Here is a 20137-nt window from a genome sequence, read left to right on the forward strand (position 1 = left end):
CCATGAGGTACGGAGGCGGAGCCGACGGGTGTGGGTGGCCTACGGCCGCCGCCTCTCCGTGAGCGCACGCCTCCTGTGCGCGACACTCAAGGGGATCTAACCACGAAATCGGTGAAATGCAAGCAAAAAGAGGCCCCTCCTCTCCCAACACCCCTATGACGCGGGCCTGCGGGCATGTCAAGTCCCCAACTCGCGTGGCTCCAGGCGCGCTTCGATGCGGGCGAGTGTGAGGGGGTCCGCCGCCGCTCGCGGAGGCATCCGAAGAGGCCGGCCGGAGGGGGAACACGCGTGGGGCACTTTCGTCTGCTCGTCGTCGGCAACGGGATCTCGGCGTACGGCAGCTACCTCAACATGGTGGCGCTGAACGTCTTCATCTACCACGTGACGGGCAGCGCGCTCACCGCCGGCCTCTTCATGGCGTTACGCCTGGTCACCAACGTCCTGGCGGGCTTCGTCGCCGGCCGCCTCGTCTCCCGCCACGACCGCAAGCGCCTGATGGTCGGCGCCGACCTCACCCAGGCCACCGCGCTGGGCGTGCTGCTGCTGACCCCCGACGGCGGACGGGTCGCACTGCTCTTCGCCCTCGCCGTCGTCACCGGCTCCTGCTCGACCCTCTCCCAGGTGGCGCTGCGCAGCAGCGTCCCGGAGATCGTCGGGGCCGAGCTCCGCACCCGCGCCAACGGCCTGCTGGTGACCGGCCGCTCCCTCGCCATGATCGCCGGATTCGCCTCCTCCGGTGTCGTCGTGGCGCAGCTCGGCTACGCCACGGCCTTTGCACTCGACGCCGCCACCTTCGTGATCTCCGCGGTGATCCTCTTCCTCCTGCCCTTGCGCACCCGGGCCGCCGCCGGGGCCCCGGCGGGCGGCGGCGCGCCGGAGGGGGCCGGCACCGGGGGCCGCTGGGCGTCCCTGACCATGCTGCGGGCGGCCCCGCTCCTCGCGGTGATGATCGCCGTCCGCTCCGTCGACGGGCTGGGCTCCTCGTCCCACAACGTCGCCCTGCCCATCTACTCCAGCAGCCTGGATCCCGGCCATCCGGCGACGTTCATCAGCCAGTTCTGGGCGACCTGGGCGATCGGCAACATCGTCGCCCAGCAACTGTGCGGCCGCTTCACGGGCAAGGGCGGGCTCGCGCCCGGCGAGCGGGCCTTCGCGCTCGGGTCGATCGTGATGTCGGCGGCCTTCATCGTGGTCTTCAGCGGCCTGCCCACCGTCCCCGCCGTCATCGCCGCGCTGATCGCCGGAATGGCCGACGGCTTCACGGAGATCGTGTACGTCACCCGCCTCCAGGCCGCCCCCGACGCACAGCGCGGCCGCCTCTTCGGCCTGTCGGCTTCCGCCGAGAACGCCGGCTTCGGCCTGGGGATGATCGTCAGCGCGGCCCTGCTGGAGTACGTCGCGCCGCTGCCCGTCGTGGCCGCCTTCCACGGCCTCGCGATCGCCCTGTGCGCCGGCCTCCTCGCCGTGCTCCTCAGACGCGGCGCCGCTCCCGCCCGCCGGGAGCAGGAGCGAGGCGAAGGCCCCGCGCCGGGCCGGGACGTCTCCACGGCGGAGGGCCGGAGCTCATGAACCTCCCCCGCGACACCGCCGTCGCCGTCATCGGCACCGCCTTCCGCTACCCCGGCGCCGACACCCCCGAGGAGTTCTGGCGGATCATCCGCGACGGTGAGGACCGCATCACCCGCTTCACCGACGGGGAACTGGCCGCGGCCGGCGTCCCCGAGGACCGGTACCGGGCGCCGGACTTCGTCGGCGCCACCGGCCTCCTGACGGACATCGCAGGCTTCGACGCCCGGCACTTCGGCATGAGCGCCCGCGAGGCGCAGCTCACCGACCCCCAGCAGCGCCTGTTCCTGGAGTGCGCCCAGCACGCGCTGGAGGACGCCGGGTACCCGGGCGAGCGCGACGGCTCCCGCGTGGGCGTCTACGCCACCACCGGCTACCACCTGTACTCCATGGAGAACTACCTCCTGAACAACGTCCTGCCCGCGGAGCCCGGCGACGACTGGCTCTCCAGGATGCAGGCCATGGTCGGCAACTACACCGACTTCACCGCGACCCGCGTCTCCCACCGGCTCGGCCTCACCGGGCCGTCCGTCAACGTGCAGACGGGCTGCTCCAGTTCCCTGGTGGCCGTCCAGCAGGCTGCCCAGGCGCTGCTGCTGGGCGACTGCGACATCGCCCTCGCCGGCGCCACGGCCGTGCACGTGCCCCAGGTCCTGGGCTACCGCTACGTCAAGGGATCCATCCTCTCCAAGACCGGCCGGCTGCGGGCGTTCGACGCGGGCGCCGACGGCACCGTCGGCGGCACCGGCGTCGCGGCCGTCGTCCTCAAGCGGCTGGACCGGGCGGTCGCCGACGGTGACACCGTCCACGGCGTCATCCGCGGCTGGGGCGTCACCAACGACGGCGCGGACAAGAAGGCGTACGCCGCGCCCAGCGCGCGCGGGCAGCGGGACGCCATCCGCCTGGCCCTGCGGCGGGCGGGCGTCGGCGCCGGCACCATCGGCTACCTGGAGACCCACGGGACCGGCACGCTCAAGGGCGACCCGATCGAATTCGCCGGCGCCGCGGCCGCGTTCCGCGAGGACACCGACCGGGCCGGCTACTGCGCGCTCGGCTCCGTGAAGGCCAACATCGGCCACCTCGACGTCGGCTCGGGACTGGCCGGCCTGATCAAGACGCTCCTCGTCCTGCGGCACGGCGTCGTCCCGCCGATGGCCAATTTCAGCCGCCCCAACCCGCTGCTGGCCCTGGAGGGCAGCCCCTTCTACATCCCCCGGGAGCCCCGGCCCTGGCCGCAGGGCGACACCCCGCGCCGGGCGGGCCTCACCTCGCTGGGCGTCGGCGGCACCAACGTCCACCTCGTCCTGGAGCAGGCCCCCGAGCCCGCCCCCCGGACCGGCCGGGCGGCACCGCCCGGGCTGCTGGTGCTCTCCGGCAGCGCCCCGGAGGCGCTGACCGCCAACGCCGCCGCCTTCCGCGACCGGCTGCGGGAGCGGCCCGGCACCGACCTCGCGGACCTCGTCACCACCGCCGCGCTCGGCCGGACCCACGGCCGGTACCGGCTGGCGGCCCGGGGGAGCACCACCGCGGCCCTCGCCGACGCGCTCGACGCCTGGCTGGCCGCCGGCCCCGGCGGCCGCCCGGCGGTGACGACCGGCACGGTGCCCCGGGAGGCCACGGCGGACGTCGTGTTCCTGTTCACCGGGCAGGGCAGCCCGTACCCCGGCATGGCCCGCCCGCTGTACGAGCGGTTCCCCGCCGTGCGCGAGGTGCTCGACACCTGCGAGCGCCACTACCGCGACCTGCGCGGCGGCTCCCTCCTCGACGGGCTCCTGGGTACCGGCGCCGCCACCGCGGAGACTTGGCCGACCGACATCGCGCAGCCCGCCCTGTTCGCGCTGCAGTGCGCGCTCGTCCGGCTGTGGCGCGACGCGGGCGTCACACCGGCCGCCGTCGCCGGGCACAGCGTGGGCGAGTACGCCGCCCTGTGCGCCGCCGGGGCGCTGTCCCTGGCAGAGGGCCTGCGGCTCACCGCGGAGCGGGGCCGGCTGATGCGGCGGCTCGGACGGCCGGGCGCGATGGCCGCGGTACCGGTCGGCTGTCCCACCGCGCTGGCCCTGGCGGCCGAGGTGCCGGGCGTCGAGGTGGCCGTGGCCAACGGCGAACGGAGCCACGTCCTCGCCGGGTCCGCCGCGGCCGTCGACCGGCTGTGCGCGCTGCTGGACGGGCGCGGCGTACGGGCCGAGCGGCTCGCGGTGGACCACGCGTTCCACACCGCCGGGACGGACCCGGTCCTGGAGCCCTTCCGGACCGTGCTGGAGAAGGTGACGTTCCGCCCCGTCACCGTCCCGTTCGTCAGCGGGCTCGACGGCACGCCACGGGCACCCGGCTGGACGCCGGACGCAGCTTACTTCGTCCGGCAGACGCGCGAGCCCGTGCGCTTCGACCGGGTGCTGCGTGCCCTCGGCGGGCAGCAGCCCGCGGCGCTCGTCGAGATCGGCCCGCACACCACGCTCAGCGGCCTGGCGCGGCGCGCGCTGCCCGGGGTGCCGGCGGTGCCCTCGCTGCGGCGCGGCGCCGGGACGGCGGCGCTGTGGTCGGCGGTGGGGGAGCTGCACTGCGCCGGGGCGGACATCCGCTGGCAGGCACTTCTGGACGGCAGCGGGGGGCGGCGGATCCCGCTGCCCGGTTACCGATTCCAGCACGAGGACCACTGGACGGGCCCGGAGCTCTTCGCCGTCCGGTCCGGAACACCAGCGAGAAATGGAGCCGTAGTGGCACAGCACGAGGCAGCGGTCGAGCGGATTCTGCGGAGCATCGTCGAGCTCACCGCCAGATATCTCAGCCATGACCCGGAGACGATCACCGGAGAGACGTCCTTCTTCGACCTCGGCGCGGACTCGTTGCAGATGATCAGCGTGCTGCGCGAGCTGGAGCAGGAGTACAGCGTCAAGGTGGCGATGCGGGAGCTGTTCGAGGAGACGGGCACGCCGCGGCAGCTCGCGGTGCTGATCGCCGGCCGGATGGCCGGTCCGGTGACGGCCGGGCCGACGGCCCCAGCGGTGATCGTTTCCGAGCCGGCCGCTCCCGAACCCGCTGTCGCCGTCGAACCGGCCGCTCCCCAGCCCGCTGTCGCTGCCGAACCGGCCGCCCCCGAACCCGCCGGCGCGGCCGTCACCGGGCCCCGGGGCGGGGCCGCGCCGGAGTACGCCACCCGCGCCGAGCTGGAGGACCTCGCCCAGAAACTGCACCAGATAGCGCAGATACAGCTGCAGATGATGTCCCAGCTCTCGCAGTTGCTCTCCTTGCAGACCGCCGCCGCGACGGTCCGGCTGAACGGCACGGTGGCCAAGTGAGCGGGCTCGGCGCCGCGTCCGCGGCCCTCGACCAGGATCTGGCGGCCATGGCCGAGCTCGCGCAGCGCATCGCCGGACAGCTCGGCACCACTCGGGAGGACGGGCCGGGGGAGCGGCGGGTGCACGGGCCCCGGGTGAGCGTCGCGCGCTCCTCCGGCATGGTCCAGGGTGCCTCCCCGCGCTCCCAGCAGGCGCACCTCGACGACCTCGTCCGCCGCTACACCGCCCGGACCCCGACCTCCAAGGAGATCGCCCGGCGGTACCGCCGGGTGCTCGCCGACAGCCGGGCCGTCGTCGGCTTCCGCAGCGGCACCAAGGAGATGCTCTACCCGATCGCCGGGCGCCGGGCGAGCGGGGCGTCCCTGGAAGACGTCGACGGCAATCGCTATGTCGACATCACCATGGGCTTCGGGGTGCTCCTCTTCGGTCACGAACCGGCGTTCGTGACCGAAGCCGTCCGCGAGCACCTCTCCCGCGGCATCCAGCTCGGCCCCCGCAACGTCGAGACCGGCGAGGCCGCCGAGCTGCTGGCCAGGCTGACCGGCATGGAGCGGGTGGCCTTCGCCAACTCCGGCACCGAGGCCAACTCCGGCGCGATCCGCCTGGCCCGCGCCGCCACCGGCCGCACCAAGATGGTCATCTTCAACGGCGCCTATCACGGCCACTCCGACGGCGTCCTCGGCCGTTCCTCGGGGGCCGGCACGGACCGGGTGACCGTGCCCGTCTCCAGCGGCATCCCGCAGAGCGCCGTCGCGGACCTGCTGGTCCTCGACTACGGCAGCCGGGAGAGCCTGGAGGTGATCGAGCGGGACGCCGCTGACATCGCCGTGGTCGTCGTCGAACCCGTGCAGAGCCGGCACCCCGCCCTCCAGCCGGTCGAGTTCGTCCGCGAGCTCCGTGAACTGACACGGCGCCACGGCATCGTGTTGATGTTCGACGAGATGCTGACCGGCTTCCGCCCCGCGCCGCGCGGCGCCCAGGAGCTCTACGGCGTCACCCCCGACCTCGCGACCTACGGCAAGCTCCTCGGCGGCGGCTTCCCGATCGGGGCCATCGCCGGGCGCTCCGACATCATGGACGGCGTCGACGGCGGCTACTGGAGCTACGGCGACGACAGCTACCCGCCCGCCGATACGACGTTCTTCGGCGGCACGTACATCCAGCACCCGGTGTCGATGGTGGCGGCGCGCGCCGTGCTGACACATCTGGAGGAGCACAGCCCCGTGCTCCAGGAGCGGCTCAACGCCCGCACGGCCGGGATGGCGGACACGCTCAACGCGTTCTTCGAGGCCGAGGAGTTCCCGCTGCGGATGAGCCACTTCGGCTCCCAGTTCCGCTTCGAGCACCGCGCGGACATGGAACTCCTGTACCACCACCTGATGCTGCGCGGTGTGCACGTGTGGGAGTGGCGCAACTTCTTCCTGTCGACCGCGCACACGGACGGGGACATCGAGTTCGTCGTCGACGCGGTGCGGGGGTCGCTGCGCGAGCTGCGGGGGGCGGGATTCTTCCCCGGCGGGCCGGTGGCCGTGCCGGCCCCTGCCGGGGCCGGGTCGGCGCCCGCCGGGGTCGTCGGGACGGGCGTGCCGGACGGGTCCGACGGGCCTGCCGCCCCTGCTGGGGGCGCGCTCGGCGCGGGGCCGGACAGGCCGGCGACCCCGGCTGTTGAGCCGCCTGCGGAGACGGGAGCGCCCGCGGCGACGGGAGCGCCCGCGCCGGCGCCGGTCGCGGGCGGAACGCCCGGCCCGGCCGTCGCGCGGCCCATCGCCCCCACGATGGCATGGAACGCCGCCGCGTCCCGCACGACGGGCGGCGGGGCCGACCCCTACCCTGCGGCGGCGCCAGCGGGCCGGCTCCGCGCCCCGATTGGCGGGGGTGACGTCCACTCCGCCGCGCCGGCCGACACCGGCTCGGCGGCGTCCGCCGCGTCCCGCACGACGGGCGGCGGGGCCGACCGCCACCCGGCGGCCGCCGACCGGAACGCCGCCCGAGCCACCCCCCGCACCCCCGACTTCAGCATCTACTTCTTCGGTGACTACCCCCAGGACGACGCCCCCCGCCACGGCAAGTACGACCTCGTCCTGGAGACCGCCCGTTTCGCCGACCGGCACGGGTTTCACGCGCTCTGGATGCCCGAGCGGCACTTCCACTCCTTCGGCGGCCTCTTTCCCAACCCCGCCGTGCTCGCCGCCGCGCTCGCCCGCGAGACCGAGCGCGTCAGGCTCAACGCCGGGTCCGTCGTCCTCCCCCTCCACGACCCGATCCGGGTCGCCGAGGAGTGGTCGATGGTCGACAACCTCTCCGGCGGGCGGATCGGGCTCGGAGTCGCCTCCGGCTGGCACGCCCACGACTTCGCGTTCTTCCCCGACCGCTTCGGGCGGCACCGCGAGACCATGTACGAGCAGCTGGAGGACGTCCGCCGACTCTGGCGCGGCGACCCCCTGCGCCGTACCACCGGAGACGGCGAGGCCGAACTGCGGCTCTTCCCCCGGCCCGTCCAGGACGACCCGCCCCTGTACACGGCGGTGGTCGGCAACCCCGCCTCCTACGAGCTCGCCGCCCGCCACGGCCTCGGCGTCGTCACCAACCTCATGACACAGAGCGTCGAACAGCTCCGCGACAACATCGCCCGCTACCGGCGTGCCCGCGCCGACCACGGCCTGGACCCGGACACCGGCCGGGTCGCCGTCCTGCTGCACACCTATCTGGCCGCGGACCACATCGCCGCCCGGGCCGGGGCCTATGCACCGCTGTCGCGCTACATGCGGGCGTCCCTCTCGCTGTTCGGCGGCGTCACCAACAGCCTCGGGCACAAGGCGGACCTCGCGGGCCTCAGCGAGGACGACCTCGACGCCGTGTTCCACCGCGCCTACGACCGCTACTGCGACCAGCGCGCGCTCATCGGCACCCCGGACAGCGTCTCCTCCGTCGTCGACGAGGTGACCGCGGCGGGCGCCGACGAGATCGTCTCCCTCGTCGACTTCGGCGTGAGCCCCGACGAGCTGCGCACCGGCCTCACCCACCTCGACACCCTGCGCCGCCGCTACACCCGGGCCCCCCGGACCGGCACCCCGGCCACCGCGCCGCCCGCCCCGCTCTCGCCCGGCCAACTGCGCATCTGGTTCCTGGAGCGCATGCTGCCGGGCCGCACCGCCTACAACGAGACCAAGGCCGTCCTCCTGGAGGGGCCGCTCGACGTGCCCGCCCTGCGCGCCGCGCTGCGGGGCCTCGTGGCCCGGCACGAAGGGCTGCGCACCGTCTTCCGGGAGATCGGCGGCGAACCGCGCCAGCTCGTCCTGGACCACGGCGAACCGGACTTCGCCGTGGTCGACGGCACCGGGCCGGACGACGCCGTGCGGCAGGTCCTGGAGGCCGAGAGCGCCCGCCTGTTCGACCTCGGGAACGGGCCGCTGTTCGTCACCCGGCTGGTCCGGCAGGCGGCCGAGCGGCACGTGCTCGTCCTCTCCCTGCACCACATCGTGGTCGACGCGGCCTCGGCCGCCGTCCTGGCCCGCGACCTGTCCGCCCTGTACCGGGCCGAGCGGGACGGCAGCGACGCCCCCCTCCTCACCCTCCCCGCCCTCGACCTGAGCTACGCCGACTGCGCCCGTGAGCAGCTCGCGGCCCTCGACAGCCCCAAGGCCGCCGAAGACCTGGCCTACTGGCGCAAGACGCTCGGCGGCGAGCTGCCGGTCCTGGAGCTGCCCGGCGACCGGCCCCGGCCCGCGACGATGACGTCGAACGGCCGGGCGGTCTTCCACACCCTCGACGCCGCCCTGTCCGCGCGGCTGCGCGAGGTGAGCCGCGCCCACCGGTCCACCCTGTTCATGACGCTGCTCGCCGGGTACGCGGCCATGCTGCACCGGGTCACCGGGCAGGAGGACATCGTCATCGGCACCCCGATGTCGAACCGGCCGCAGAGCGCGGCCGACGTGCTCGGTTTCTTCGTCAACACCCTGGCCCTGCGCGTCGACCTCTCCGGCGACCCGGAGTTCGCCACCCTCCTCGGCCGGGTCCGCGGCGTCGCCCTGGACGCCTACGACCACGCCGACGTGCCCTTCGAGTCCGTGGTGCGCGACCTCGCGCCGCGCCGGGCCACCGACCGGACGCCCGTCTTCCAGGTGCTCGCCGAGTTCGAGCGCAGCGAGCCTTTCCGCTTCGAGCTGCCCGGGGTGAGCGCCACGCCCCTGGACGCGGGCCCGGACAAGGCCCTGGCGGATCTCGCCGTCTACTTCACCGACCAGCCCCAGGGCATCCGCTGCCACCTGGAGTACAACACCGACCTGTTCGACGCCGGGACCGTCGAGCGCTTCTTCACCACGTTCCGGGAGCTCCTCGAAGCGGCGGCCGAGGCACCGCGGACGCCGCTGTCCCGCCTCGCCGCGCCCGTGCCGCACGGCGGCGCCGTACCGGCGGCCTGGGAGCGCGGGCCGGTCCGCGCCGTCGAGGACACCACCGTGCACGCGCTGGTCGCCCGGCAGGCCGCCGCCCACCCGGGCCGGACCGCGGTGACCGACGGCTCCGCCCGGCTCACCTACGGCGAGCTGGAGGAGCGGGCCGAGCGGCTCGCCGCCGTGATCCGCGAGCGCGGCGGGAGCGCCGCTGAGGGTTCCGACGGGACGGTCGCCCTGTGGCTGCCGCGCTCCGCCGACCTCGTCGTGGCCATGCTCGCGGTCCTCAAGGCCGGCCGCGCGTACGTGCCGCTCGACCCCGCCCTGGGCGCGGCGCGGGCCGGGAAGGTGATCGCGGAGTGCGGGGCCCGCACCCTCGTCACCACCGGGGCCGCCGGCCTGGAACCGCCCGCCGGCGTCGCGGTCGTGACCCCGGACGACTGGCCGCAAGACACCGCCGCGCCCACCGGAGCCGCTTTCGGGACCGCGACTGACGGCTCGTCGCTCTGCTACGTCATCCACACCTCCGGCAGCACCGGCAGCCCCAAGGGCGTCGCGGTGCCCCACCGCGCTGTCCTCAACCTCTGCCAGTGGCACCACCGCCGCCTGGCCTTCACCGCGGCCGACCGCAGCGCCCTCGTGTGCAGCCAGAGCTTCGACGCCTCCGTCCTGGAGATCTGGCCGGCCCTCACGGCGGGCGCCTCGATCACGGTCGCCGACGACGCCGTGCGCAAGGACCCCCTGGAGCTGGCCCGCTGGTACGCGGCGCAGCGGGTCACCTTCTCGATCCTGCCCACCGCCCTGGCCGAGGCCGTCCTGGAGCTCCCCGCAAGCGACCAGCCGCCGCTGCGCCACCTGCTGGCGGGCGGTGACGTCCTGCGCACCCGGCCGCGCCCGGGCACCCCCTACGAGGTGTTCAACGTCTACGGCCCCACCGAGACCACCGTCCTGTGCACCGTCGAGCCCGTCACCCCCGAGGGCGGGGAGATCGCGATCGGGCGGCCCGTCGACAACGTCCGGCTGCGGGTGCTGGACGCGGCCGGGGAGCCGGTCCCCGTCGGGACGGTGGGCGAGCTCCACGTCGGCGGCGCGGGCGTGGCCCGGGGCTACCTGAACAAGCCTGAGGCGACCGCGGAGCGCTTCCTGCCCGGCCTCGACGGGGACCCGGACGCCCGGACCTACCGGACGGGCGACCTGGTGCGCTGGACCGGGGACGGCAAGCTGGAGTTCCGCGGCCGGACCGACGACCAGGTCAAGATCCGCGGCTACCGGGTCGAGCCGGAGGAGGCGTCCCGCGCGCTCAACGCCCTGGAGGGGGTGCGCGAGGCGGTCGTCCTCGCCCGCCGGGACGCCCGGGGCGACGCCTGCCTGGCCGCCTACGCCGTCCCCGCCGACCCGGTCGGCGACACCGCGGCCGACCGGCAGGCGTTCGCCGACCTCATGGCCGACGAACTGGCGGCCCGGCTGCCCGAATACCTCGTCCCCCGGGCCTGGGCCGTCCTGCCCTCGCTGCCGACCGGCGGCAACGGCAAGCTGGACCGCGCGGCGCTGCCCGCCCCCGGCCTCGTCACCGGCGTACCGTCGGCTCCCCGGCGGGCCCCGGCCCCTGGGACGTCCGTCGCCGGGCGGCAGGACATCGAGCGGCAGGACGTCGAGCGGCGGCTGCGGGCGGTCTGGGCCGCCCAGTTCGGCACCGACGCCGACGCCATCGGGCCCGACGCCTCGTTCTTCGACCTCGGCGGGCACTCGATCACCGCGATCCGGCTGATCAACCGGGTGCGCGAGGAGTTCGGCACCGAGTACCCGATGGTGAACTTCTACCAGGACCCCACGCTGCGGGCCATGGCCGCCCACCTGGCGGGCACCACCGACGGGGGCGATGGGGGCGACGGGGACACGGGGCACACCGCGGACGAGGTGGAGCACCGGGCCCCCGCCACCCCGCAGCAGGCCCGCTTCATCGTCGCGCACCAAGGGCACGCCCTGCCCCAGGTCTTCAACGTCGTCATGCGGCTGACCTTCTCCGGCTCCCTCGACGTCGACGCGCTGCGCACCGCCCTGTCGCACCTCGTGGCCCGGCACGAGGCACTGCGCACCCGCTTCGCCCCGGACGGCGAGGGGTGGCGGCAGGAGGTGCTGCGGGCCCGGCCCGTGGACCTGCCGGTCGTCGACCTCACCTCGTGGCCCGCACCGGCGGCGGAGGCCGAGCGGATCAGCGCGGAGGCGGCGGAGACGCCCTTCGACCTCGCCGCGGGCCCGGCCTCGGTGTTCCGGCTGCTGCGCACCGGCCCGGCGACATGGGTGCTGCTGTTCGCCCTGCACCACTCGTCGTGCGACGCCTGGGCGGTGAGCGTCCTGCTCAAGGAGCTCGCCGCGTTCTACGGCGCGGCCGTCGAGGGCGCCACCGACCCGCTCCCGCAGTCCCCGCCGCAGCCCGCCGCCTACGCCCTGTGGCAGCGGGACCACACCGACGCGGCGGACGACGCCCGCAGGACGGAGTACTGGCTGCGCGAGCTCGACGGCGTGCCCTTCCACCTCGACCTGCCGCTGGACCGGCCACGTCCGGCCGAGCCGAGCGGGCGGGGCGGCGTCCTGGTGTTCACCGTGCCCCCGGAGGTCCGCTCCGACGTGGAGGCGCTCGCCCGGCGCCGGGGCACCACCCCGTACGCGGTCGCCGCCGCGGCGCTGGGCCTGCTGCTCGCCGGCCTGGCCGGGCAGCGGGAAGTCCTCCTGGGCGTGCCCTACGCCAACCGCGAGCGCCAGGAGTTCGAGGCGCTGGTGGCCTGTACGGTCATCCCGATCGCGCTGCGGATCCGGGTCGGCGAGGCGGAGTCCTTCGCCGCCCTGGTGGATCAGGTCGCCCGCACCTCCCTGCGGGGCATCGACCACGTCATCCCCCGCGCGAAGGTCGCGGCGGCCTTCCGCGAGCGCCTCGGCGTGGAGATGCCGGCCCGGCTGCCGGCCGGCTTCGCCTACCAGAACTCGCTGGAGACGGACATCGAACTGCCCGGGGTGACGGTGGCCGTGGAGGACCTCGCGCCCGAAGCCGCCCGCACGGAGATCAGCTTCGGGCTGGTCCCGGCCGGGGAGACGCTGGCGGGGTTCGTCGAGTACTCGGCGGACCTGTGGGACCGCGCCACGGTCGAGGGCTGGGCGCGCGACTACACCGCGCTGCTGGCGAAGGAGGTCCGCGGGGCCCTGCGCGACTGAGCGAGGCGGGCGGGCGTGCCGGGACGCGTCCGGCGGGGCCGGAGTCGCAGGGGCCGGAGGGACCGGGCGGCCCGGGGTGGGGCGAAGATCACAGCGCACCGCCCCGGCCGCCGGTCGCCGGGCTGAGTACCGTGAGCGGGTGCCGAAGAACCGGAACACGTTCTCCTCCGGTGCCCCCGCGGCCCTCACGGCCTGGGGGCGCCGCGCCGCCTCCCGCGCGGTCCACCGCGGCTGGCGGTGGATCCAGTCGACCGGGGCGGTCACCGCCGAGCGCCCGGGCCCGTACCGCTTCCGCAGGATCGGCCCCGGCACCCGGCTCGCGTTCCCCCTGGGCACCGTGTTCGGCGAGCGGTGGATCGAGCTGGGGGACCACTGCATCGTCGGCGAACAGGTCACCCTGACCGCCGGGATGATGCCCGGCCTCGACCTCGGCCCGGATCCGGTGCTGCGCCTGGGCAACGGGGTGGTGCTCGGCCGGGGCAGCCATGTGATCGCCTCCGCGCCGGTGACCTTCGGCGACGACGTCTTCTGCGGCCCGTACGTCTACGTCACCAGCGACAACCACTCCTACGACGACCCCGCGGAGCCGATAGGCCGGCAGTGGCCGCGCAGCGCGCCCGTCACCATCGGCTCCGGCAGCTGGCTGGGCACCGGGGCGGTGATCCTGCCGGGCGCCCGGATCGGACGGAACGTGGTCGTCGCGGCCGGTGCCGTCGTCCGGGGCGAGGTGCCCGACCACACGGTGGTCGCCGGTGCCCCCGCCAGGGCCGTGCGGCACTGGACCGCCGAGACCGGCTGGGTGCCGCCGCTGCGCACCCCGGCGCCGGTGCCGTTCCCCGAGGGCATCACCCACGAGCAGCTGGCGGCGCTCGCCGACCTGCCGGGCGAGGCGGAGCGGTGACCTGACGGTCTTACGCCGGGGGAAGGGCGAGGCTTCCCCCGGCGATAGCTGGGGGAGTCTGACGATGCGCCCGCAGGGCGCCCGCCGCAGGCGGCAACGACGGACGCGCCGTGGGCGGGCGGCAACGCGGCCACGGCGGCCCGCAGCCGAAGCCCCGCCGGACCGGGGCCTACGCCCCCGACGCGAGAAGCACCGTGCCGACCAGCGCCAGCCCGGCGCCCGCGGCCTGCACCGAGCGCAGCCGCTCGCTGAGCACGCCGCGCGCGGCCAGTGCCGTCACCACGGGGTAGAGCGAGGCGAGCACCGCCGCGACGGTCACCGGGCCGCTCTGCGCGGCGAGGTTGTACGTGCCGTTGGCGGCCACGTCCGCGAGCCCGACGAAGGCGAGCGCGGGCAGCGCCGCCCGTACCGCGCCGAGCCCTTCCGCGGGCAGGGCCGGGCTGCCGCGCCGCACGGCCGCGGCGAGGGCGGTGCCGCCCACCGCCACGTTGCACACGCGCTGGACGAACAGCGCGAGGAAGAGCCCGGTCAGGGTGGTCGACGCCTCGGCGATCAGGGCCATGACCGCGCCGAAGCCGAACGCCGCGAAGAGGGTGTACAGCAGCGTCTGCCGGGCGACGGGCGTGCCGCCGCGCGCCGGGCCGCTCGCGAGGACGACGCCGCCGACGGCGATGGCGATGCCCGTGAACTGCCAGAGCCCGGGCCGCTCCCCGGCGGCGATGCCGACGCCGATGGGCACCACGACGCCGCCGAGCGCGCCGACGGGCGCGACGACGCCCATGGGCCCGAGGGCCAGCGCCTTGTAGAAGGCCAGCATGGCCGCCGGGCCCACCACACCGGCCGCCACGGCGAACCACAAACGGGGCCCGGCGTCCGTCCAGCCACCGGTGGCCAGGACGACCGTGCCCAGGACGAGGACGGCCAGCAGCTGGGAGACGACGACCACGGTGAGGGCGGGCAGACGCCGGGTGAGCAGCCCGCCGCCGAAGTCGGCCAGCCCCCACAAGAGGCTGGTGGTCAGGGCGAAGACCGCTGTCATGGGGAATACCTCGCAGTACAGTGTGCTCGACGGTGCAGTACAGCACACGGTAGTGCAGCGTATTAAACCAGGTCACTAAAATATTGGACTGAAGCCTGTGACGGACCTCGACCGGCTCACGCAGTCGCTCGCCCGCAACCTCAAGCGCTGGCGCGGTGAGCGCAGCTTCACCCTCGACGCCCTCGCGGCCCGCTCCGGGGTCAGCCGCGGCATGATCATCCAGATCGAGCAGGCGCGCACCAACCCCAGCGTCGGCACCACGGTCAAGCTCGCCGACGCCCTCGGTATCAGCATCGCCACGCTCCTCGACCACGAGCAGGGGGCACGGGTGCGGCTCGTGCCCGGGGAGCAGGCGGTGCGCATGTGGACGACGGAGGCCGGCAGCCACACGGCGCTGCTCGTCGGCGCCCAGGGGCGGGGGCCGGTGGAGCTGTGGGACTGGCGCATCGTCCCGGGCGACTCCAGCGCCTCCGACCCCCACCCGCCGGGCACGGTCGAGCTGCTCAGGGTCACGGCAGGCGAGCTCACCCTTGTCGTCGACGGCGAGGAGCTCACCGTGCCCGCGGGGACGTCGGCGACCTTCGGGGCCGACGTCCCGCACGTCTACCGCAACGACGGGGGCACGGTCGTGGAGATGACGATGGCGGTCTCCCTGCCGCCCGCCCACTGACCCGGCCCGGCCGGACGCCGGGTCAGGACGGCAGCGCCGCCCGGGCGGTGTGCACCGTCTGGGCCTCCAGGTAGAAGGCGTCGGGGCGCCGGAGGATGCCGGCGGGGGAGTCGTCGTCCAGCAGATGGTCCAGCGTCTTCCGGTCCTCGGGCGCCAGCTGCTCGGCCATGTGCTCGCGCCGCCGGGCCAGGTGGTCGCGCAGGACCTGGCGGGCGGCCCCGCCCAGGGGCGCGGGCAGGTCGGTGAGGAACGTCCGGCTGCCGGTGGGAACGAGACCGGCGCCGGAGAGCAGCGCCGGCCAGTCCTCGACCACGGCGGCGGAGCCGGGCAGCGCCGTGCGCATGGAGGCGAACCAGTCCTCCTCGGCGGCCTCCAGCCGCGCCTGGAAGCCCGGCCGGCCCAGGCCGAAGTCGCGGGGCAGGAAGCGCTGGGTGAGCCCGCCCTCGACGATGGCCAGCACCCCGCCCGGGCGCAGCGTCCGGGCCAGCGCGGCCAGGGCCGCCTGCTGGTCACCGAGGTGGTGGACGACCTGCCCGGCCCAGACCACGTCGGCCGGGTCCAGCGTGGCGAACCCCGCGGGCAGGTCGGCGCGGTGGGTGTCCACCCGCTCCGCCAGCCCCTGCCCGGCGGCGCGGTCGCGGACCCGCTCCAGTTGGGCGGGGGCGCCGTCGACGGCGGTGACGCGGGCGCCGGGGAAGCGGTGGGCGAGCAGGCAGGTGACGACGCCCGGCCCGCTGCCCACGTCCAGGACGCGGCCGGCGCCGGCCGGGGCGAGGCCGCCCAGCCAGTCCAGGGCCGCCGTCAGGAACGGGGTGCGCAGCTCGGCCCGGCGCTCCAGCATGGTGGCCATCGCGTCCCAGTCGAACGCCTCGGAGGGGTTCACGGTCGCGGCATTTTCGTGGTGGTGGTGTGTGCTCATGGGCCGGAGCCTGCTCCCGCCCTCCCCGGTCCGGCAAACTTTGTTGCCGTTTCCGGGACGCGTGCAGTGCAATGGGCCCATGGAACACTCACCCGGGATCGCCGACACCCTGGCCGGGGTGGGCCCCCGCCTCCGGCGGCTGCGCACCCGCCGCGGCGTCACCCTGGCCGGCCTGGCCGAGGCCACCGGCATCTCCAAGAGCACGCTCTCGCGCCTGGAGTCCGGGCAGCGCCGCCCCAGTCTCGAACTCCTCCTGCCCATCGCCCAGGCGCATCAGGTCCCCCTGGACGAGCTCGTCGGCGCCCCCGACACCGCTGATCCGCGCGTCCACCTCGCCCCGCGCCAGGTCCACGGCAAGACGGTGGTGCCCCTGAGCAGCCGGCCCGGGCCGCTCCAGGCCCTGAAGGTCACCATCCCCGGCACCCGGCAGGCCCCGGACCCCCGCGTCCACGAGGGCTACGAGTGGCTGTACGTGCTCTCCGGGCGCCTGCGGCTGCTGCTGGGCGACCACGACCTGGTCCTGGGCCCGGGCGAGGTGGCCGAGTTCGACACGCGGCTGCCGCACTGGTTCGGCAGCGCGGACGAGAACCCCGTGGAGATCCTCAGCCTGCTGGGCCGCCAGGGCGAGCGGATGCACGTCCGCGCGCGACCGCGGGTTGCGGGGCCGGCGCCGGACTGAGCCTGTTCTCGGGCCGTGCCCTGCCCGCGCCCGGGGCTCAGCAGCCGCAGTCCTCACCACCGAGGGGCGCGGTCAGCGGGTCCGCCGGGAGCTGCCGGGGACCTTCCCAGGTCTCCACGGCATAGCCCTCACGGATCCAGTACTCGATGCCGCCGAGCATCTCCTTGACGCGGTAGCCGAGCCGCGCGAGGGCGAACGCGGCACGGGTGGCACCGTCGCAGCCGGGCCCCCAGCAGTAGACGACCACCGGCACGGCCGGATCGAGAATCGTGGCCGCGAGCTGCGGGATCCGCGCGTGCGGAAGGTGGACGGCGCCGGGCACGTGGCCCTGGTCCCAGGACTCGGTGGAACGCGAGTCGACGACGACGAAGTCCGTTGCCCCGGCGGCGAGCGAGGCGTGCACGTCGGCGACGTCGGTGTGAAAGGCGAGGCGCGCGGCGAAGTAGACGGCGGCGTCGGCGGAGGCGGCGGGGGGCACGGTGAGCACGGGTGTGGGGGTGGGCTCGGGGCCGGAGGATGTGATTGCTGTCATGGCTGAAAATCTACGATCCATGATCGGTGGGTTGAAGGGATGTTCCCTGGTGGAATCGGCGTTGGGCCGGGGATTTCATGGGTGGTTGTTGCGGTTGACCGTCTATTCCCCGCCTGGGTGTGCGGGTGCCGTGCCGGCGTCTGCCGGTACGGAAGTCCGGGCCCGGCGGCGCCGACTGCACTGGGAGCCGCCCCGCTCGGCGGGCGGTGTCCCATCACATGACCATGCCCTCGAACTGGATAGCCGGGTGACCGGATTCCATGGATGAGGCAAGACCTCGTCATAGGCTTCCGTGCATGATCGAGGCAGTCGTTTTTGATGTCGGCGAGACCCTGGTGAGAGACGACCGAGGCTGGAACTCCTGGGCCGACTGGCTCGGCGTTCCCCGTTGCACCTTGTCTGCCCTGGTTGGCGCCGTCGTCGCGCAGGGCAGGGACAACGCGGATGCCATCAGGCTGATTCGCCCAGGCATCGACATCGGAGCAGAGGCCCGTGCCTGACAAGTAGCCGGGTACGGCGAGCAACTCGACGAAAGCGATCTCTACCCCGACGTCCGTCCCGCGCTCGAAGCTCTCCGTACCGCTGGCATGCGCGTCGCCATCGCGGGTAATCAGACCCCTCGTGTCGGTGAACTCCTGCGTGCCATGAACCTGCCTGCTGACGCCATCGCTGTCTCAGGTGAGTGGGGCGTCGCCAAGCCGGATGTCGAGTTCTTCACTCGCGTGACGTCACTTGTCGGGGTTGCTCCTGAGCGCACGGTCTATGTCGGGGACCACCCGGCCAATGACTGTGTGCCTGCGGCTGCTGCCGGGCTTCGCGCAGTCCATCTACGTCGGGGCCCCTCGGTCACCTATGGGCCCGCAGTCCCGAGGCGATGGCAGCGGACTGGCGGGTCGACTCGCTGGTCGGGTGGCCCGTCTTCGGCTGATCCGGCTCCCGCCCGACCCATGACAGAAATGCGGCCCCGCCCCATAGTCTGACAGTGACGAGCTGTTCAGAGAGGGGCGAGACCGTGTCACCAGATGCTACGCCCGACCCGTACGCCGAACCGATCGCCTTCGGGCAACGACTGCAATTGCTGCGAACACGGCGGGGGATGAGCCGCGTTGTCCTGGCCGGCCTCGTCGGCCGGTCGCCCAGCTGGGTGAAGGCCGTGGAGTGCGGTCGCCTCCAGACCCCCAAGCTCCACACGATCCTGCGCATCGCCGACGCACTGCGCGTCGGGGACCTGGCTGACCTGACCGGCGACCAAACCACCCACGTTGATCTGTTCGCCGGCCCCGGCCACCAACGCCTCCCAGCGGTGAAGGCGGCCGTCGACGCCTTTCTGCTCCCCTCCGACCTGGAGGCACCCCCGACGGAGCACCTCCAGGCCCGCCTTGCCCGAGCCTGGCGAGCTCGCCACTCGGCACCGAACCACCGTGACGTCATCGGCCGGTTGCTCCCCGACCTCATCCGCGACGCCCAACTCGCCGTACGGCAATCCGAGACCGGTGCGGCCCGTCGTGCTGCGCAGGCTGTCTTGTCCGAGGTCTACTCGCTGTCGCAGTTCTTCATCGCCTACCAACCGGATGCCCACCTGCTGTGGCGAGTAGCCGAGCGCGGCATGGTCGCCGCCCGGGAGTCCGAAGACCCGCACGCCCTCGGTGTCGCCGCGTGGCTCGCGGCGCAGGCACACCGCGACAGCGGGCCGGCTCACTACGACGCTGCCGATGCGGTCACCATGGAGACCCTGGAGTACCTCCAGCCGCTGCTTACCGACGCAGATGCAGACGTGCTGGCTATCACCGGTGCCCTCCGGTTCGAGGCCGGGTACACCGCCGCGCGACGGGGCGACAACGGGACTGCTTGGGGCCACTGGGACAAGGCCAAGGCCATGTCGAAGTCGCTGCCTGCTGGTTACTACCACCCGATCACGTCCTTCTCCGAGGCGATCATGGGCGCCCACGCCGTGACCGTCGCCGTGGAACTCCGGGCCGGGGGCGAGAGCGTCAAGCAGGCCGCAGCCGCGGACGCTCTCACGATTCCCTCCCTGCCGCGCCGGGCGCGGCACCGCATCGAGGAAGCCCGCGGATACCAGTTGGACGGCCAGCCGGACACCGCGCTGGCCACCCTGGACAAGGCCTTCGAGTCGGCGCCGGAGACCATCCGGTACAACGGCTACGCCAAGGGAATCATCCTCGAAGGGACCGAGTCCCGGACGCCGGCCCGCCGCCGCCGGGCTGCTGAACTGGCAGTGAAGATCGGCCTCCTCGCTGCGTAACAGCGCGTCTCCGAGGGGGCACAAACTGTGCCCCCTCTTCCCTTGCGGCGGTCCTACGGTCATCTCCATGTCCGTTCACCGATGAACGTGGGGATCGCCATGAACAACGCCGACCACATGGTCCGCGACGCGGCGCGGCCAAGAAGGATGGCGCCGTGCCCGTAACCCGCCCTGCCCGCCCGCACACCACGGAGAGCTGCCGGATCGGCCGGCACCGGGACTGCCTCGGGGCGACTCCGCTGCGCCGGATCGGCTCGCCTTCCCGCTCGGCTCAGACGGAGCCGCTTCCCTGTAAGTGCACCTGCCACCGGCCCGAGGTGACGCGATGACCCAGGCTTCCCCCGACACGACCTGGGACGCCGCCCGCTGGCTCTTGTGCCGGACAGACCTGCCCTACCGTGCCCGTGACACCTGGGCCCGGGGGGCCGGCGCCGGTATTCGCGTCGGTGAGCACTTCGACGTCTTGTACCTGCCCGCTCCCATGGTGGAGAGGGCGTTGGTCATCCGTGACCGTGACGCCGTTGAGGCGCACCTGCGCGAGGCCGGGCTCACCCATGGCGTCATCGTCCCCCGCAACCGGCTCGACTACGTCCTGCTCGTACCGCCCGGCACGAGCAGGGCCTGGGCCGAGCCCCGGACGGAATGCCGCGGCCGCGGCTACCCGAGCCACT

General features: G+C 74.1%; 10 protein-coding genes and 2 pseudogenes. 9 read left to right on the top strand and 3 right to left on the bottom strand.

Annotated elements, in window-relative coordinates; all coding sequences use genetic code 11:
- Positions 1–288: 288 nt before the first annotated feature.
- The 4 genes from ABZ951_RS14015 (at position 289) to ABZ951_RS14030 (ending at position 13364) form a co-directional block, all read left to right on the top strand.
- Positions 289–1569 carry an MFS transporter gene (locus ABZ951_RS14015; protein WP_361279889.1) on the top strand — a complete coding sequence of 427 codons (1281 nt, stop codon included), beginning with the start codon at positions 289–291 and terminating at the stop codon, positions 1567–1569.
- Entirely contained in the window at positions 1566–4862 is a 3297-nt protein-coding gene (locus tag ABZ951_RS14020) for a type I polyketide synthase (RefSeq protein ID WP_344090483.1), read from the top strand. Before ABZ951_RS14015 ends, ABZ951_RS14020 begins: the two co-directional genes overlap by 4 nt.
- Positions 4859–12463: a MupA/Atu3671 family FMN-dependent luciferase-like monooxygenase gene (locus ABZ951_RS14025; RefSeq protein ID WP_361279891.1), complete on the top strand. Its 7605-nt coding sequence runs from the start codon at positions 4859–4861 to the stop codon at positions 12461–12463. The genes ABZ951_RS14020 and ABZ951_RS14025 overlap by 4 nt, the downstream gene beginning before the upstream one ends.
- Positions 12464–12602: 139 nt before the next feature.
- Positions 12603–13364 carry an acyltransferase gene (locus ABZ951_RS14030; RefSeq protein WP_344097592.1) on the top strand — a complete coding sequence of 254 codons (762 nt, stop codon included), beginning with the start codon at positions 12603–12605 and terminating at the stop codon, positions 13362–13364.
- A 169-nt stretch (positions 13365–13533) separates the two neighbouring features.
- Here ABZ951_RS14030 and ABZ951_RS14035 read toward each other — a convergent pair whose 3' ends face one another.
- Positions 13534–14403, bottom strand: a complete 870-nt coding sequence (locus ABZ951_RS14035; protein ID WP_344097595.1) for a DMT family transporter — start codon at positions 14401–14403, stop codon at positions 13534–13536.
- 97 nt (positions 14404–14500) lie between these two features.
- Between ABZ951_RS14035 and ABZ951_RS14040 the strand changes: the two genes are divergently transcribed.
- Positions 14501–15073 carry an XRE family transcriptional regulator gene (locus tag ABZ951_RS14040; RefSeq protein WP_344097597.1) on the top strand — a complete coding sequence of 191 codons (573 nt, stop codon included), beginning with the start codon at positions 14501–14503 and terminating at the stop codon, positions 15071–15073.
- A gap of 22 nt (positions 15074–15095) precedes the next feature.
- Here the strand turns inward: ABZ951_RS14040 and ABZ951_RS14045 are convergent, their stop codons facing one another.
- Positions 15096–15992, bottom strand: coding sequence for a methyltransferase domain-containing protein (locus ABZ951_RS14045; protein WP_344097600.1), 897 nt, complete (start codon positions 15990–15992; stop codon positions 15096–15098).
- 79 nt (positions 15993–16071) lie between these two features.
- Between ABZ951_RS14045 and ABZ951_RS14050 the strand changes: the two genes are divergently transcribed.
- Positions 16072–16671, top strand: a complete 600-nt coding sequence (locus tag ABZ951_RS14050) for a helix-turn-helix domain-containing protein (RefSeq protein ID WP_344097602.1) — start codon at positions 16072–16074, stop codon at positions 16669–16671.
- Positions 16672–16708: 37 nt separating this feature from the next.
- Here ABZ951_RS14050 and ABZ951_RS14055 read toward each other — a convergent pair whose 3' ends face one another.
- Positions 16709–17203, bottom strand: coding sequence for a rhodanese-like domain-containing protein (locus ABZ951_RS14055; protein ID WP_344097605.1), 495 nt, complete (start codon positions 17201–17203; stop codon positions 16709–16711).
- A gap of 296 nt (positions 17204–17499) precedes the next feature.
- Here ABZ951_RS14055 and ABZ951_RS14060 point away from each other — a divergent pair.
- The 3 genes and pseudogenes from ABZ951_RS14060 to ABZ951_RS14070 form a co-directional block, all read left to right on the top strand.
- Positions 17500–18131 (top strand): annotated as a pseudogene (locus ABZ951_RS14060) (HAD family hydrolase).
- Between the two features lie 84 nt (positions 18132–18215).
- Positions 18216–19466 (top strand): helix-turn-helix transcriptional regulator, encoded by a 1251-nt coding sequence (locus ABZ951_RS14065; RefSeq protein WP_344097607.1) that lies wholly within the window; start codon positions 18216–18218, stop codon positions 19464–19466.
- Between the two features lie 325 nt (positions 19467–19791).
- Positions 19792–20137: pseudogene (locus ABZ951_RS14070) on the top strand (hypothetical protein); the annotation flags it as partial.

The sequence above is a fragment of the Streptomyces sp. NPDC046215 genome, from assembly GCF_040646215.1.
Lineage (GTDB): Bacteria > Actinomycetota > Actinomycetes > Streptomycetales > Streptomycetaceae > Streptomyces > Streptomyces stramineus.